Below are 15,519 nucleotides of genomic sequence, written 5' to 3'. Positions count from 1 at the left end.
CCCGCGGCCTACGCGCCGTACCGGCTGAGGAACTCCTCGACCGGCAGCGTGCGGAAGTCCGGCAGCCGCGCCTTCAGCGTGTCGTGGTCCCAGTCCCACCAGGCCAGCCGCTGCAGCCGCTCGGCGGTCTCCGGGGGCTGTCGGAGTCGGATCACCCGCGCCGGCACCCCGGCGACGACGGCGTACGCGGGCACGTCCTTGGTGACGACCGCGCCGGACGCCACCACGGCGCCGTCGCCCACGGTCACCTCGGGCTTGACCTGGGCGCCGTGGCCGATCCACGTGTCGTGACCGATGTGTGTCCGACGTGCACGACGCTGGGCGAACCACGCGGCGTCGTCCTGCTCGTCGTCCCAGTAGCGGCTGCTGCGGTACATGAAGTGGTGCAGGGTCGCCCGGTCGAGCGGGTGGTCGGTCGCGCCGATCCGCACGGCGCTCGCGATGTTCGCGAACCGGCCGACGGTGGTGTTGGCGATGTCGCACAGCCGGTCGCAGTAGCTGTAGTCGCCCATCGCGCTGTCGAGGAGCCGGCAGTCGTCGCCGATCTCGACCCAGCGTCCGAGCGTGCTGCCGGTCATGACGGTGCCCGGCCCGACGGTCGGTTCCTCGGTGAGCCGGTTCGGTCCGGGCACCGGCAGGCCGTCGCCGCTCACCGGTACACCCGACGCATCCACGCCGCGAGTCCCTCGACCGCGAGCACGGCGACGAGCACCATGGCCACGAGCGTCGTCACCTGGCCGTGCAGGGTGAGGACCGTGGACGCGTTCGTCAGGTAGAAGCCGACCCCGCCGCCGCCGACGATCCCGAGCAGCGTCGCCGCGCGGATGTTCGTGTCGACGAGGTACAGCGAGTTGCCCACCAGTGACGGCAGACCCTGGGGGAGCGTTGCGGCCAGGTAGCGCTGCCCCCGGGTGGCCCCCGCCGCCGTGAGGGCCTGCTCCGGTCCTGACGGCACCTCCTCGAAGGAGTCGGCGACGAGCTTGCCGAGCAGCCCGATGCCACCGAAGGCGAGTGCGACGACGCCGGCCTGGTTCCCGAGCCCGGTCACCATGATCAGGAAGATCGCGAGCACGAGCTCGGGTACGCCGCGGAACACGACGAGCACGACCCGGAACACGCCCCGGACGGCTCCGTTCGGTGCGACGTTACGCGCCGCGAGGGACCCGACCACGAGCGACAGGACGAGCGACAGGAGCGCGGCGGCGAAGGCCACCTGCACGGTCACGAGCAGCGCCTGCGCGAACTCGCCGAACGTGTGGCTGCCGAGGTTCGGCGGCCAGAAGCTCTGCAGCGTGGGCACGACCTGGTTCCACGCGATGTCGTCGAAGTCGACGCCGGCCATCCACCAGCTCGAGACCACGAGCACGACGGCTGCGAGCGACCACGCGGTGTTGCGCACCCGACGCGGCGTCCAGGGTCGGCGGGACATCGACGCGACGGTGACGCCCCGGTCGTCGCGTCGGACCGGAGCGGGACGGTTCCGCGTCGCACGACGGACGATCCGGTCGCCGAGGCCGCGGCCGGACGGCTCCACGCCGAGCAGGTTGCGCCGGATCGTCGACGAGACGACCTCGAGCACGACGCAGAGCGCGAAGATGACGATCGCTATGCCGAGACCCCGCCCGTAGCCGGTCGGGAACTGCCCGAACGCGATCTTCATCGCGTACCCGAGTCCGCCGACCCCGGCGTACCCGAGGATCGCGGAGCCGCGCAGGTTGATGTCGAACCGGTGCAGGGTGATCGCGATCCAGGCGGGGAGCACCTGCGGGACGACGCCGGACCAGAACTCCTGCGCGCGGGAGCCACCGGCGGCACGGATCGCGAGCCGGGGCCCGTCGTCGATCTGTTCGACGGCGTCGGCGAACAGCTTCGAGATCATCCCGATCGAGTGGATGCCGAGCGCCAGGATGCCCGGCAGCGGACTGCCCAGCGCGAACGTCAGGGAGAACGCCAGCGCGATCACGACGTCCGGCACCGCGCGGGTCAGCGCGCCGATGGCCCGTCCGACCCAGCGCGACCAGCCGACGGGTGTCGTGTTCGCTGCGGCGATCCAGGCGACCGGCACCGAGACGGCCGCGGCGATGACGGTGCCGAGGATGACGATGCCGATCGTCAGTCCGATGAGGTAGACCAGGTCGCCGGGTGCCGGGAAGCTGATCGGGTCCATCTGCTCGAACACCCGCGCGGCGTTCGCGATGCTCGTCGGCACGGCGCTCCAGCCGAAGTCGAGCTCGGACAGCGACCACGCGCCGAAGGCGACCATGGCCAGCACCACGACCCCCGCGACGATCCGCTGGACCGCGACCGGTCGGCGCGGCGCGCGGGCGTCGACGTCACCGGCGCCGGTGACGCGCGGTGCCTCGAGGACCGTCATCGGTCGCCGGCGGCGCGCGCCGGGTCGAGCAGGCCGACGTCGGCGAGCTCCGTCTCGATGACCCGCATCTCGGCGGAGGACGTGCTCACGCGGCCGTAGATCTCCATGACCTGGGCCTTGCTGATCCCGGCCGTCGGCAGGTCCAGGACGACCTCGCCGTGCCGGAGCCCGACGATCCGGTCACCCCAGCCGAGCGCGATGTCGACCTGGTGCAGGCTGCAGACGACGGTCAGGCCGTCGTCGGCGGCGATCTCGCGGATGAGTCGCATCACCTGCGCGCTCGACTCCGGGTCGAGCGACGCGACGGGCTCGTCGGCGAGCAGCACCTCCGGGTCCTGCATGAGTGCCCGGGCGATCGCGACGCGCTGCTGCTGTCCGCCGGAGAGCTCGTCGGCGCGCTGGTAGGCCTTCTCGAGCAGCCCGACGCGGTCCAGGTGGGTCAGCGCCGCGGTCCGGACGGCCCGCGGGTACGACCAGAGGCCGAGCCGCGGACCCGACAGGCGGGACAGCGCTCCGGTCAGGACGTTCTCGAGCACCGTCAGCGCCGGCACCAGTTCGAACTGCTGGAAGACCATGGCGACCCGGCCGCGCATCGTCCGCAGGGCGCGTGGACGGAGCGTGGTGAGTTCCTCGCCGAGCACCCGGACGGATCCGGAGGTCGGGAACTCGAGGCCGTTGACGTGCCGCAGCAGCGTCGACTTGCCGGAGCCGGACAGCCCGAGCAGCACGACGACCTCCCCCTGCTCGACGGTCAGGTCGACGTCGTCGAGGGCCCTCGTGGTGCCGAAGTCCTTGGTGACCCCGGTCACTGAGATCACCGGGGAGGTCGTCGTGTGCTGCATGGTGTCAGTCCCTCGTCCAGGTCCTGCGCGTCACTTGGCGCAGTCGGCGCTCGGGATGGTGGAGCACAGGTCGCGGATCGACTTGTAGTACGACGCGTCCTCGGCCTGCACCCCGAAGTAGCCCTCGGTGAAGCCGTCGGTCAGGGTGATCCCGGCCTTCTTGATGGCCTCCGGCGAGGCACCGGACAGGACGTCGCCGAGCTTCGTCTGCACGTCCTTCGGCAGCTTCGTCGAGATCGAGAGCGGGCCGCCGGGCACGTACTGCTTGCCGAGGACCTCGACCTCGCCCTTCTTCGCCGCGGGCTCCGCGATGGAGTCCTCGGCGAACCCGACGTCGCACTGACCTGACGCCACGGCCTGCTCGGACTTGTCGTGGGCGCCGGCGAAGTACGCGGTGAACGCGTCGAACTTCGGGTTGCCGCTGGCGTCCGTGCCCGAGGTCGAGACGTCGACCCCGGCCTTGTTCAGCTGGTACAGCCCGAACAGGAAGCCCGAGGTGGAGTTCGGGTCGACGAAGCAGACCGTCTTGCCCTTCGCCTGCTTCAGCGAGGTGATCGACGAGCCGGCCTTGGTGATGGCCTCGGAGTAGTACCCGGGGTCCTTCACGTCGGGGGAGCTGAGCGTCGCGGCGACCGGCTCGAGGGCGGCGCCCTTGTTGGTGGCCTGCACGTACTGCAGCCCGCCGGAGGACATCACGTCGACCTTGCCGGCGACGGCCGCGGCGATGAGCGCCGTGTAGTCGGCGGTCGGGTAGTACTCGACCTCGTAGCCGGTCTTCTTGGCGATGTACTCCTCGAGCGGCTTGTTGTTGGCGTCCGAGCCGGCCTGGTCGGGGACGGCGCCGAACACGAGCGTGCCCTTCGACTTGGCCCAGGTGCCGGTCGAGGACCCGGCGGAGGAGTCACTGGTGGCGGCGTTGCTGCTTGCCGAGCAGCCGGTGAGGGCGACGACGGCGAGGGCCAGGACGGAGCCGACGACGCCGATGCGCGTGCTTCGGGACAGATGCATGGGGGAGGGCCTTCCGGTCGTGCACGCGCCGCGGTGGGTTCCGCATGCGTGTCACGGTGACGGTAAGGACGTCAGGTGGAGCGGAGCCCCTGCCTCAGTGACGAATCCGTGAACCAGTCCAGAAATCCAGACAACTCCCCCGGATGGTCAGCGCCCCCGGCGACCGGTCCGCAGGGCGTTGGTCGCCCAGAGCGCGACCGCGATGAGGACGGGCTGGAACAGCAGCCGGACGAACCGCTTGGTGTCGGTGTCCAGGCCGAAGCCGTCCCGGTGGTGGAGCCACTGCGCGATGTTCCCCGGGAACACCGCGGCGAAGAACACGGCGGCGACCCAGCCGACGGTCGCCTGTCGGCGGACCAGGAGCACCAGTGCGGCACCGATGGAGATCTCCGCGATGCCCGACGCCAGGACGGTGACGTCGGGGTCGAGCGGCACGAACTCGGGGACCTGTGCGCGGAACTCCTGCCGGGCCACGGTGAGGTGGCTGATCCCGGCCCAGGTGATGGCCGCACCCAGCAGGATGCGCACCACGGTCCTGGGCTTCGTCGAGCGGGTGGGGCGGAGACGGGACGACATCAGGGGCAGCTGCCTTTCAGGCGGGGACCGGAACAAAGTTGTGCACAACCTAACACGCGTCCGTCACGGCCACCCGGCCAGGCGGATGCCGGACGGGAGGCTCGTGGCGGCGCCGCCACGAGCCTCCCGTCCGCCATCGGCTCAGCTGAGCACTGGGGCTGCGGCAGCCTCGTCGACCCCGGAGGCGGCGACGGCCGCCATGAGGACGGTGACGGCCTGGGAGTCCTCGTTGGCGTCGATGGCCGTCACCTTGCCCCAGCGGAGTGCCACGACGTGGACGCCGTGCTGGTGGTACGGGGAGCCGTCGGGGAAGGTCGCGGTGCCGGTCCAGCGGATGATCACGGTGGTGTCCCACGGCCATCCCTTGACCCACATGTCGGTGATGGTCAGGCGCAGGGAGGGGACGAGTCGACCGAGGCGGTCGAGCCACGTCGCGAGGGCGTCGCGGGTGTGGCGCTGGCCGCCGAGGGCGTGGTCGCCGCCGAACCGGTGACTGATGTCCGGGGTGCACGACGCCAGGAGCTCGGCGTGGCCCTTGGTGTTGATGAGCTCGAAGTTCTTCGCGGCGAGGCGCTTCACGAGTGCGTGGTACATGGCGGCGTGTCCTGTCGGGGTCGTGTGTGGGGTGGCTGGTGGGCGGGGTTCAGGCGCCCAGGCCGGCGGCGCGGAGCAGGGTCGGCAGGACCGGGACGCCGAACACGGCACCGAACTGCCCGACCGAGCCGATGGAGAGCACGGACCCGACGGAGCCGATCGAGAACAGCGAGCCGAACGAGAACGCCGACCCGAAGGAGAACGCCGACGCGAACGACGCGGCGCTGAACGCGGACCCGAACGACGCGGCGCTGGCGGCGGAGCCGGCACTGGCGGCCGAGGCGATCGACTCACGGGACGCGGCCGAGGCGATCGAGCGGATGCTGCCGCGGGAGGCGATGGAGGCGATGGAGGCGATCGAGGTGGTGGTGGCGGTGTTCGACATGGGCGGGTTCCTCCGGTTGTGGTTGACGCTGTCAAGTGACATCAGCATGCACCCTCCGCTTGACAGTGTCAACCCCGTTCGCCAAGATCGTTCCATGACCGACCACAGCACTCCAGGAGACGCACGCGAACGGCTCGTCGCCGCCGCACGGGCAGAACTCACCGAGCGGGGTCTGGCGGGCGTCAGCCTGCGGGGCATCGCCCGGCGAGCGGAGGTCTCCCATGCCGCGCCGAAGTACTTCTTCGGAGACCGGGCGGGGTTGCTGACGGCGATCGCGACCGCGGGGTTCGCCGAGCTGACCGACCGACTGCGGGCGGTCGGCGCGGGTGACGGCCCCGGGCTCGGTGACCTCGGGCGCGCCTACGTGCACTTCGGACTCGAGCACCCGGCGCTGTTCGAGCTGATGTTCCGACCGGACGAACTCCACCCCGACGACCCGGCCCTGCAGGCGGCGCAGGCCGAGAGCATCGGGGTCCTCGCGTCGGCGACCACCACCATCGCCGTCGAGGGGCAGCCCGACGGCGTACCGCCCGTCATGGCGCTCGTCAGCTGGGCGTTCGCGCACGGGCTGGTCGCCCTGGTCCGCGACGGCGCGCTGCAGTCACTCGGTGGCGGGGCAGACGCGACCGCGCTCGCCGACCAGCTCGTCGGGGTCTTCGACCGCGTCGTCCGGTGAGCGGCGGACGGGAGGCTCGTGGCGGCGCCGCCACGAGCCTCCCGTCCGTCAGCGGGCCGGGACGGGCCCGACCGTCACTTGGTCGACGAGCCCCTGCCGGTCCCCGGCAGGCTGAGGATGTTGTCCGTGCCCTGCGGCACGACGATGAGCGAGCCGTTGTCGCCGGCGCTCTTGAGGGCCTCGATCTCACGCTGCTTCAGTGCGGCGTCGGAGAGCGGCTGTGCGTTGAGCACCTTGTTCGCGTCGGCCTGGCCCTGGGCCTCGGCGACCTGCTGCTGCGCCTGCACCTTCTTGGCATCGAGCAGCGCGCGCTCCTTCGTCACCTGGATCTGGGCCTGCTGCGCTGCGGCGTAGGAGTCGATGACGGACTTCGGCGGCGTGATCTCCTGCAGCGAGAAGTTGTCGACGTGCACGCCGGAGCCCTTCCACCGCTTCTCGAGCGCCTGGATCATCGACTTCTCGACCGACCCGCGCTTGGTGATCAGCTCGATGGTCGTGAAGTCGTTCGGCACCTGGCGGACGACGCTGCGCACCGAGTTGCCGATGAACTGCGTCTTGAAGTTCTCCTCGGTCTTGTAGGACCGGTAGATGTCGGTGACCGACTTCGCGTCGATGCTGTACTGCAGGTTCAGGCTGATGTTCGACGAGACGCCGTCCTGGTCCTGCACGGTGACGAACGGGCCGGAGCGGATGTTGCCGTTGTTGTCCGAGTCGGAGCCGTTCACGGAGTTGATGTACGTGACGGTCTGGTTGCGGATGTTGAACGTGTGCAGCGTCGCCCACGGGGCCTTGACGTGGAAGCCGGAGTCCGTGGTCTGCCCGACGATGTTGCCGGAGATGTCGACCTGCACCTTCGACTCGCCCGTGTCCTGCGCGTAGACGGTGCTCGCGATGGTGAAGCCGACGAAGAGCACGCCGGCGCTGACGGCGGTCCAGGTGGCGACCGTGTTCGGGCGACGGGTGGTGAGCGCTGGACGGGCCTCGCGGCCCGGGGTGGCCGGGCGCTCCGGGATCGTGTAGGTCCGTCCGCGGAAGGACAGCGCGACGAGCGCGGCGACGAGGAAGACGATGGCGGCGACGAACATGAAGAACACTCCTGGATTCGGGTCCCTGCAGTCTGCCGTGTCCGGGGCGTCCGCCGTGCCCCCAGTGCGCGGCGGACGCCCCTGCGTGCTCCGGTCAGGCGATCGTGCTGCCGCCGTCGACGACGAGCTCGCTGCCGGTCATGCCCGAGCTCTGGTCCGACACCAGGAACAGGACGGCGGCGGCGACCTCCTCCGGCCGGAGCAGGCGACCGATCGGCATCCCGGCGGCCATCTGCTCGAGCAGCGCGTCCGGGGCGTCCGGGGACAGGCCCGCGAGGCCCGGGGTCTCGGTCGGCCCAGGGGTGACGGTGTTGATGCGGATGCCGCGGGGCGCCAGCTCGGCCGCCCAGGTGCGCGTCATCGCGGTGACGGCGGCCTTCGACGCACCGTAGAGGCCCAGAGCCGGCTCGGTGCCGGAGGCGGAGGTGGAACCGGTGACGACGATCGCGGCGCCGTCACGGAGGAACGGCAGCGCGCCCTGCACCGTGAGGGCGGCCCCGCGGACGTTCGTCGCGAAGGCGGTGTCGACGTCGTCGGCGGTCACGTCGGCCAGGGGCCCGAACGCCCCGCCGCCGGCGTTCACGTGCACGGCGTCGAGCCCGGTGCCACGTGCGGCGACGGCCTCGAACAGCGTCGCCACGTCGGTGGAGTCGGACGCGTCTGCCCGGACGGCGGTCACCGCGTCGCCGAACTCGGCCGAGACGGCGTCGAGCTGCGGCTGGCGTCGACCGGTGACGACGACGTGCGCGCCCTCCTCGACGAACCGTCGGACGACGGCCAGCCCGATCCCCGACGTCCCGCCGGTGACGAGTGCGGTCTTGTCCTGCAGTGTGTGGCCCATGATGGTCCTCCCGTGTAGTTTTTGACTGCGTGATCCACAACGTACGTCGTTGTGGACCGATCAGTCAAGAACTCCGAGGAGCCCTGTGCCCAGACCCCGTACCTTCGACGAGGCCGACGTCGTCGCCCGCGCACGCCAGGCGTTCGCCGACACCGGGTTCGCCGGCACCTCCCTCGACGCCCTGCTCGAGGCGACGGGGCTCGCCCGCCAGAGCCTCTACAACGCGTTCGGTGGCAAGCGGGAGCTCTTCATGCGGGCGTTCCTCAGCGACACGGCCGAGGCGGTGGACGCCGTCGAGACCATCCGGCACGGGTCGGACCACCCCGTCACCCGGATCCGGGCGCAGCTCGTGCACGTGGCGGTGACGCACGGGTCGGCGCAGGCTGCTCCGTCGCTGTTCACGAAGGCCGCGGTCGAGCTCGGGGCCCACGACCCGCAGGTGGCGTCGGCGGTGGCCACGGCGTTCGACACGATGCGGGCGCACTACGCGGCGTGCATCGTCGACGCGCAGGAGGCCGGCGAGGTCGACCCGGACGCGGACGCCGACTCGCTCGGGGCGTACTTCTGCGCGGTGATGGAGGGCATGGCGACACTCGGCGGGTCGGGGGCGTCCCGCGCGACGCTGCTCGACATCGGGCTCACCAGCCTCGGTGCCGTCCCGGTCACCGAGCTCGGGCGCGACCACCTCGGGCGGGACGACGGCAGCTGGTCCTGAGCCGCACCGAGCGCACCCGCCACGACCACAGGTGTTGCTCCGTGTGACGCTGCAGGGGAATACCGAGCGCCGGTCTGCGATTGTCGATCCCGATGAGCATCACCGACGCGGACACGACGAACGACGCCCCCTCCTCCTGGCACGACTGGCGACAGGCGCGCCGCCAGCGGGTGACCGGCCCGCAGGGCGACCTCGCACTCGTGTCCACGGTCTGGCTGCCGGACGGCACCGAGCCCGACCTCGAGGCGGTCCTCGACGGTCAGCCCGCGAGCGTCGTGGCGACCGCCGTGCACCGGAAGGACCTCGACACCGGGGCGCCCGAGCACGGCTACCGCCTGTGGGACGCCGAGTCCCCGGCGAACCGGTCCTTCGTCGAGGTCCCGGTCTTCCCCTACGACCCGGCCTGGCGCATCACCGCGCACTTCACCCCCGCCGAGCCCGGCCGCACCATCCCCTACGAGCACCTCCGCGACGCCGCCGGTGCCACGCGCGACCTGGTCGTCCCCGGCGACATCACGGCGACGATCGACGGCCGCTCGTACACGCTGAGCGCCTTCGACGACGACGGCACCCTGCTCCTGGTCTTCGGCGACCCGACGAACCGCAGCACCGACGACGCCGACCGCACCTACGGCACCGGCCGCTTCCTCTTCGTGGAGCGTCCGGCGGGGTCAACGACGGGCGAGGAGTCCGACGTCGTCCTCGACTTCAACCAGGCCTTCGTGCCGCCGTGCGGGTTCAGCGACCAGTACAACTGCCCGCTGCCGCCGTTCCAGAACCGCCTGCACGTGCCGGTCAACGCCGGCGAGCGGTACGTCGCGAACCAGGCCTGACAGACGGGAGCGACCCGGCACCGGCCGTCGCCCCCACCGAGCACCACCCCCCGAACCCGACCCCGAACGACCAGGAGTCCCGTGAAGTCCCGCACCGCAGCCGCGCTCGTCGCATCCGGCATCGCCCTGAGCCTCGCCCTCGCCGGCTGCTCGTCCTCGAACGGCGGCTCGTCCTCCGGCGCCGACGCCACCGTGGCGATCGGCTCCCTCTACGAGCCGACCAACCTCTCCAACGTCGACGGCGGTGGCCAGGGCGTCAACGAGGCCTTCCAGGACAACGTCTACGAGGGCCTGTTCCGCCTCGGCGACGACGGCAAGGTCACCCCGCTGCTCGCTACGTCCTACAAGACGTCCTCCGACGGCCTGACCTACACGTTCACGCTCCGCAAGGGCGTCAAGTTCCACGACGGTGGCACGCTCACGAGCGCCGACGTCAAGAGCTCGATCGAGCGCGTGACCGCCGAGGACTCGCAGTCGTCGCGGAAGTCGAGCCTGGCCGTCGTGAAGTCGATCGCCACCCCTGACGACGACACCGTCGAGGTGACGCTGTCGAAGCGCTCGATCTCGTTCGTCTACAACCTGTCGTACGTGTGGATCGTGCCCGCGGACGCCACGAAGCTCAAGACCGAGGAGAACGGCACCGGGCCGTACACGCTCGGCACGTTCAAGCGCGGTTCCTCGCTCACCCTCGAGCCCTTCGCGGACTACTGGGGGAAGAAGCCCGCGAACGGTGGCGTCGAGTTCGACTACTTCACCAGTGCCTCGACGCTCTCGAACGCCCTGGCCAGTGGCCGCGTCGACGTCGTCACGAGCATCCAGTCCCCGGACGCGCTCTCCCGGTTCACGGCCGACACGTCCAAGTACACGGTGAGCGAGGGCGACTCGACCACGAAGGAGCTCCTGGCGTTCAACGACGCGAAGGGGCCGTTCACGGACGTGAAGCTCCGCCAGGCGATCTCGGCCGCCGTCGACCGCAAGGCCCTGCTCAAGGCGATCTGGGGTGACTACGGCACGGTGAACGGGTCGATGGTCCCGCCGACCGACCCCTGGTACCAGGACCTGACGAGCGTCAACGCGTACGACCCGGCCAAGGCGAAGGACCTGCTCGCGCAGGCCGGTCACGCCGACGGCTTCACGTTCACGCTGGACACCCCGTCGTACGACCCGCACCCCGCGGTCGCGCAGTACCTGCAGAGCGCGCTGAAGAAGGTCGGCGTGACCGTCGACATCAACACGATCAGCGCCGACGAGTGGTACACGAAGGTGTACCAGCAGCACGACTTCGAGGCGACGCTGCAGGAGCACGTCAACGACCGTGACGTCGTCTTCTACGGCGACCCCGACTTCTACTTCGGGTACGACAACGCCGACGTGCAGCAGGACATCGCGGACGCCGAGCAGGCCACGTCCGAGGACCAGCAGACCGAGCTGCTCAAGCAGGCGAACGAGCAGATCGTCAAGGACGCGGCGAGTGACTGGCTGTACCTGTACCCGCAGATCGTCGTGTCGGACAAGGACGTCACGGGATACTGGAAGAACGGGCTGAACTCGCAGTTCCCCGTCTCCGGCATCACCGTCTCGTAGTCGCGGACGGCGAACGCGCCGGCCCCGCACCGACACCCACCAGGCAGGATCCGCACCACCCCATGACCGCGTACGTCCTCCGCCGCCTCGGCATCCTCGTGCTGTCGCTCGCGGCGTCCCTGGTCGTGGTGTTCGCGCTCCTGCGGATCCTGCCCGGTGACCCGGCGAACGCCCTCCTCGCGGCGAACGCCACACCCGACCAGGTCGCAGCGGCACGGCGGGCGGTCGGCTCCGACCAACCGCTGGCGCAGCAGTTCGTGCACTGGTTCGGGCAGATGCTGCACCTCGACCTCGGCACGTCCTTCACGAGCGGCCTGCCGGTGCTGCCGGACCTCGCGCAGCGCCTGGTCGTGACCGTGCCGCTGACGCTCATCGCGTTCGTCGTCGCCGTGGTCGTCGCCAGCGTCGTCGGGTTCGTCGCCGCCGCCCGGGCCGACCGCTGGTACGGGGTGCTGCTCTCCGGCATCACGCAGCTCGGCATCGCGGTCCCCGTCTTCTGGATCGGCATCCTGCTCGTCCAGGTCGTGTCGCTGCAGTGGGGGCTCCTGCCGTCGAGCGGCTTCCCCCGCGACGACTGGACGTACCCGGGCGACGCGCTGCAGTCGCTGGCGCTGCCGATCATCACCGTGGCCGTCGTGATGACGGCGTCGATCGCCCGCTACATCCGGAGCGCGGTGCTCGACGTCCTCGGCGCCGACCACATCCGCACCGCCCGGGCACTCGGGGCCTCCACCGCGTCGGCGTTCCTGCGCCACGGCGTCCGGTCCGCGGTCGTCCCCGTGATCGCGGTCCTCGGCATCGAGCTCGCATCGACGTTCCTCGGCGCGGTCGTCGTCGAGAGCGTCTTCGCCCTGCCGGGCCTCGGCAGCATGCTCATCACCGGGATCGAGCAGCACGACTACCCGAGCATCCAGGGCGTGCTCCTCGTCTCCACCGTCGCCGTCCTCGTGATCGGGTTCATCGCCGACGTCGTGCAGCGCATCGTCGACCCGCGCCTGCGCTCGAGTGTCTCGGGGAACCGATGAGCGCCCGCCGCTCGGTGTCCCTGACCGTGGGCATCGTGCTCGTCGGCCTGGTCGTCGTCGCCGCGGTCGTCTCGCTGATCTGGCTGCCGTACTCGCTGTACGACACGTCCGGCAGCCGGTTGACTCCGCCCGGCGGCGCGCACTGGCTCGGCACCGACACCCTCGGCCGCGACCTCGCCACCCAGCTGCTCATCGGTGCGCGGATCGCGCTCGCCACCGGCCTCGGCGCGGTCCTGGTCGGCGGGGTCCTCGGTACCGCGGTCGGCCTGGCCGCCGCGTTCGCGCGACCCTGGCTCGACGACACCCTGTCCGCCGTCCTCGACATCGTCATCGCGTTCCCGACGCTGCTCGTCGCGATGCTCCTCGTCGCTGCGCGGGGCGCCTCCCTCGGCACCGCGATCATCGCCATCGGCCTCGTGATGACCGCCGTCGTCGCCCGACTGGTCCGGATCCTGGCCCGGCGGGTCCTCCGACAGGAGTACGTCACCGCGTCCAGGACCTCCGGCACCTCGTGGGCGCGCGTGGTCACCGAGCACGTGCTGCCGAACATCTGGCCGACGCTCGCGGTCAACCTCGCGCTGCAGTTCGGGCTCGCGGTGCTCGCCGAGGCCAGCCTGTCCTACCTCGGTCTCGGCGCCCCGCCGCCCAACGCGTCGTGGGGCCGGATGCTCCAGGACGCCCAGCAGACCGCCTTCGAGGCACCCGCCGGCGTCCTCGCACCCGGCCTCGCGCTCGTCGCCCTGGTCATCGGCGCGAACCTGCTGGCGGACGGTCTGCGCGACGTCGCGGACCCGACCCGCCGCGGACGGCGAGCGACGCGCGGAGCCGCACCGAGCCTCCCGGCCGTGCCGGTCACGACCACCCCAGAAGCGACGGACACCGAAGAGCCGGACAGGAGGCTCGGATGAGCCCCGCCATCGAGGTCACCGACCTGCGCATCACCACCGCCGACGGTGCGGCGCTCGTCGACGGCGTCTCGTTCGCCGTCGAGGACGGCGGCCGCCTCGGCATCGTGGGGGAGTCCGGCAGCGGCAAGTCGCTCACTGCGCTCGCCGTGCTGGGCCTGCTGCCGTCCGCCCTGACGGTCACCGGCTCGATCCGGGTCGGGGACGTCGAGGTGGTCGGTGCGACCGAGCGGGCGCTCCGTGGCGTCCGCGGTGCCGCCGTCGCGCCGGTGTTCCAGGAGCCGATGACCGCGCTCGACCCGATCATGCGCGCCGGCGACCAGATCGCCGAGCCGCTGCGCCGGCACCGGGGGCTGCGCGGCGAGGCCCTGCGGTCCGCCGTGCGCGAGGCGATCGTCGACGTCGCCCTGCCCGACCCCGACCGGGTGTCCCGCGCGTTCCCGTGGGAGCTCTCCGGCGGACAGCGGCAGCGCGTCGCGATCGCGATGGCGCTGGCCTGTCGACCGCGGGTCCTCATCGCGGACGAGCCCACCACCGCGCTCGACGTCACGGTGCAGTCGGAGGTGCTCGACCTGCTCGACCGGGCCGTCGCCGACCGTGGCATGGGCATGCTCTTCATCAGCCACGACCTGTCCGTGGTCGCCCGCACGGTCGACCGGGTGCTCGTGCTCGAGCACGGGCGTGCCGTCGAGCAGGGGCCCGTGCGGGACGTCATCGCGGCGCCGAGCCACCCGTACACGCAGCGGCTCATCGGGAGCGCGCGGGCACTGCAGGACGCGCTCGACCGCGGCCGAGGAGGACCCCGATGACCGCCCTGCTCGCACTCGACGACGTCGCGTTCCGGTACCCGGGGCGGCACGCGGGGCTCGCCCTCGACGACGTGTCCTTCGCCGTCCAGCCCGGGCAGCACCTCGGCATCGTCGGGGAGTCCGGCGCCGGCAAGACCACGGTGCTCCGGATGCTCCTCGGGCTCGCATCGCCCGACTCCGGCACGGTGTCCTTCGACGGCTCGGCGCTCGACCTGCGGGACCGCGCCGGCATGCACCGCTTCCGCACGGCCGTGCAGCCGGTGTTCCAGGACCCGTACTCGTCGCTGGACCCCCGGCAGCGCGTGGACCGCATCGTGGGGGAGCCGCTCCGGTCCCTCGGGGTGGCGTCCGGTTCCGAGGCCACCGACCGCGTCGCCGCAGCCCTGCGGGACGTCGGGCTCGACGCCGACGCCGGCCGTCGCTACCCGCACGAGTTCTCCGGCGGACAGCGCCAGCGCATCGCCATCGCCCGTGCCGTGGTGTCCGGGCCGCGGGTGCTCGTGGCCGACGAACCCGTCAGCGCGCTCGACCTGACGACGCGGGTCGCGGTGCTCGAGCTGTTCGAGCGGCTCGCCGAGGAGCACGGCATGACGATCGTGCTCGTCTCCCACGACCTGGCCGTGGTCGCGCGGCTGTGTGCGGCGACCGTGGTGCTCCGTGGCGGGCGCGTCGTCGAGCAGGGGGACACCGCCCGGGTGCTGGCCGCTCCGGAGTCGGACTACACGCGGGCGCTGCTCGACGCGGTGCCGCGCCTGCCGCGCTGACGCCGACGGGTGGCTGGGCGGCTCGTCCCACGCGCAGCGTGTGACTCCGCGCGCAGCGGGTCGTTTCGCGCGTACGGGGTCGTTCGTTCTGACCTCCCACGCTCGATTCCGCTTCCCAACGCATCCGTGATGGGTTGCTTCGCGCGTGGCGGGTCGTTCGATCGGCGCTTGTCCGTGGGCGCGGTGGTTCGTGGCCAGCGGGGTGACGGATCTGGTTCGGGAATCTCGGGCGGAGACGACCGGATCTGTCATCGTCGCGGAGGGGAACCGGCATCGAATGGGCCCGTGACGCCTGGACCCCCGAGCAACGCAGAGAACGCCGCCCCGGCTGGGGCGGCGTTCTCGTGGGTGGTGCGTGCGGGGCGTGCCCGCGGGGGTGTTACTTGATCTGGGCGGTGATCGTGGCGGTGCCGACGAGCAGGCCTGCCTTGACGGCGTCGGTCTTGAAGGTGCTGTTGAGCAGCTTCGCGGCGTCGGCGGAGACGTGGACGGTGGTGCCGGTC

At 71.4% G+C, this 15,519-nt stretch carries 17 protein-coding genes; 8 read left to right on the top strand and 9 right to left on the bottom strand.

Annotated features, from left to right (window positions below):
* Nucleotides 1–8 precede the first annotated feature (8 nt).
* The 7 genes from ITJ54_RS08870 to ITJ54_RS08840 form a co-directional block, all read right to left on the bottom strand.
* The gene (locus ITJ54_RS08870; protein ID WP_323741651.1) at nucleotides 9–653 is read right to left on the bottom strand and encodes a DapH/DapD/GlmU-related protein; all 645 of its coding nucleotides are present in this window, start codon (nucleotides 651–653) and stop codon (nucleotides 9–11) included.
* Complete coding sequence (locus ITJ54_RS08865) at nucleotides 650–2,374, bottom strand: PhnE/PtxC family ABC transporter permease (RefSeq protein WP_194627468.1); 1,725 nt, start codon at nucleotides 2,372–2,374, stop codon at nucleotides 650–652. Before ITJ54_RS08865 ends, ITJ54_RS08870 begins: the two co-directional genes overlap by 4 nt.
* Nucleotides 2,371–3,216: a phosphonate ABC transporter ATP-binding protein gene (gene phnC, locus ITJ54_RS08860; RefSeq protein ID WP_194627466.1), complete on the bottom strand. Its 846-nt coding sequence runs from the start codon at nucleotides 3,214–3,216 to the stop codon at nucleotides 2,371–2,373. Before phnC ends, ITJ54_RS08865 begins: the two co-directional genes overlap by 4 nt.
* 30 nt (nucleotides 3,217–3,246) lie before the next feature.
* Nucleotides 3,247–4,224, bottom strand: coding sequence for a phosphate/phosphite/phosphonate ABC transporter substrate-binding protein (locus ITJ54_RS08855; protein WP_194627463.1), 978 nt, complete (start codon nucleotides 4,222–4,224; stop codon nucleotides 3,247–3,249).
* 147 nt (nucleotides 4,225–4,371) lie between these two features.
* The gene (locus ITJ54_RS08850) at nucleotides 4,372–4,800 is read right to left on the bottom strand and encodes a hypothetical protein (RefSeq protein ID WP_194627461.1); all 429 of its coding nucleotides are present in this window, start codon (nucleotides 4,798–4,800) and stop codon (nucleotides 4,372–4,374) included.
* A gap of 141 nt (nucleotides 4,801–4,941) precedes the next feature.
* Nucleotides 4,942–5,394, bottom strand: a complete 453-nt coding sequence (locus tag ITJ54_RS08845) for a nuclear transport factor 2 family protein (protein WP_194627459.1) — start codon at nucleotides 5,392–5,394, stop codon at nucleotides 4,942–4,944.
* A gap of 49 nt (nucleotides 5,395–5,443) precedes the next feature.
* Entirely contained in the window at nucleotides 5,444–5,779 is a 336-nt protein-coding gene (locus ITJ54_RS08840; RefSeq protein ID WP_194627457.1) for a hypothetical protein, read from the bottom strand.
* Nucleotides 5,780–5,873: 94 nt separating this feature from the next.
* Here ITJ54_RS08840 and ITJ54_RS08835 point away from each other — a divergent pair, with 94 nt between their 5' ends.
* Complete coding sequence (locus tag ITJ54_RS08835; protein WP_194627455.1) at nucleotides 5,874–6,455, top strand: TetR/AcrR family transcriptional regulator; 582 nt, start codon at nucleotides 5,874–5,876, stop codon at nucleotides 6,453–6,455.
* A 74-nt stretch (nucleotides 6,456–6,529) separates the two neighbouring features.
* Here ITJ54_RS08835 and ITJ54_RS08830 read toward each other — a convergent pair whose 3' ends face one another.
* Nucleotides 6,530–7,540: an SPFH domain-containing protein gene (locus ITJ54_RS08830; RefSeq protein WP_194627453.1), complete on the bottom strand. Its 1,011-nt coding sequence runs from the start codon at nucleotides 7,538–7,540 to the stop codon at nucleotides 6,530–6,532.
* A 94-nt stretch (nucleotides 7,541–7,634) separates the two neighbouring features.
* Nucleotides 7,635–8,381, bottom strand: a complete 747-nt coding sequence (locus tag ITJ54_RS08825; protein WP_194627451.1) for an SDR family oxidoreductase — start codon at nucleotides 8,379–8,381, stop codon at nucleotides 7,635–7,637.
* Nucleotides 8,382–8,466: 85 nt separating this feature from the next.
* On the opposite strand from ITJ54_RS08825, the gene ITJ54_RS08820 reads away from it, so the two are divergent.
* The 7 genes from ITJ54_RS08820 to ITJ54_RS08790 all read left to right on the top strand — a co-directional run bounded on the left by ITJ54_RS08820 (nucleotide 8,467) and on the right by ITJ54_RS08790 (nucleotide 15,016).
* On the top strand, nucleotides 8,467–9,096 hold the full coding sequence (locus ITJ54_RS08820; RefSeq protein ID WP_194627449.1) for a TetR/AcrR family transcriptional regulator: 630 nt from the start codon (nucleotides 8,467–8,469) through the stop codon (nucleotides 9,094–9,096).
* Between the two features lie 92 nt (nucleotides 9,097–9,188).
* Nucleotides 9,189–9,929 carry a DUF1684 domain-containing protein gene (locus ITJ54_RS08815; RefSeq protein WP_194627447.1) on the top strand — a complete coding sequence of 247 codons (741 nt, stop codon included), beginning with the start codon at nucleotides 9,189–9,191 and terminating at the stop codon, nucleotides 9,927–9,929.
* Between the two features lie 81 nt (nucleotides 9,930–10,010).
* Nucleotides 10,011–11,513, top strand: coding sequence for an ABC transporter substrate-binding protein (locus ITJ54_RS08810; RefSeq protein WP_194627445.1), 1,503 nt, complete (start codon nucleotides 10,011–10,013; stop codon nucleotides 11,511–11,513).
* Nucleotides 11,514–11,575: 62 nt separating this feature from the next.
* Nucleotides 11,576–12,538, top strand: coding sequence for an ABC transporter permease (locus ITJ54_RS08805; RefSeq protein WP_194627443.1), 963 nt, complete (start codon nucleotides 11,576–11,578; stop codon nucleotides 12,536–12,538).
* The gene (locus ITJ54_RS08800) at nucleotides 12,535–13,446 is read left to right on the top strand and encodes an ABC transporter permease (protein WP_194627441.1); all 912 of its coding nucleotides are present in this window, start codon (nucleotides 12,535–12,537) and stop codon (nucleotides 13,444–13,446) included. Before ITJ54_RS08805 ends, ITJ54_RS08800 begins: the two co-directional genes overlap by 4 nt.
* Nucleotides 13,443–14,252: an ATP-binding cassette domain-containing protein gene (locus ITJ54_RS08795; protein WP_194627439.1), complete on the top strand. Its 810-nt coding sequence runs from the start codon at nucleotides 13,443–13,445 to the stop codon at nucleotides 14,250–14,252. Before ITJ54_RS08800 ends, ITJ54_RS08795 begins: the two co-directional genes overlap by 4 nt.
* Nucleotides 14,249–15,016, top strand: a complete 768-nt coding sequence (locus ITJ54_RS08790; RefSeq protein ID WP_194627437.1) for an ABC transporter ATP-binding protein — start codon at nucleotides 14,249–14,251, stop codon at nucleotides 15,014–15,016. The genes ITJ54_RS08795 and ITJ54_RS08790 overlap by 4 nt, the downstream gene beginning before the upstream one ends.
* The last annotated feature ends 503 nt before the right edge of the window (nucleotides 15,017–15,519 follow it).

It is taken from the genome of Curtobacterium sp. VKM Ac-2865 (assembly GCF_015350905.1).
Classification (GTDB): Bacteria; Actinomycetota; Actinomycetes; order Actinomycetales; family Microbacteriaceae; genus Curtobacterium.
Note: the sequence above shows the minus strand (reverse complement) of the source record. Positions and strands in the feature narration are given on the sequence as shown.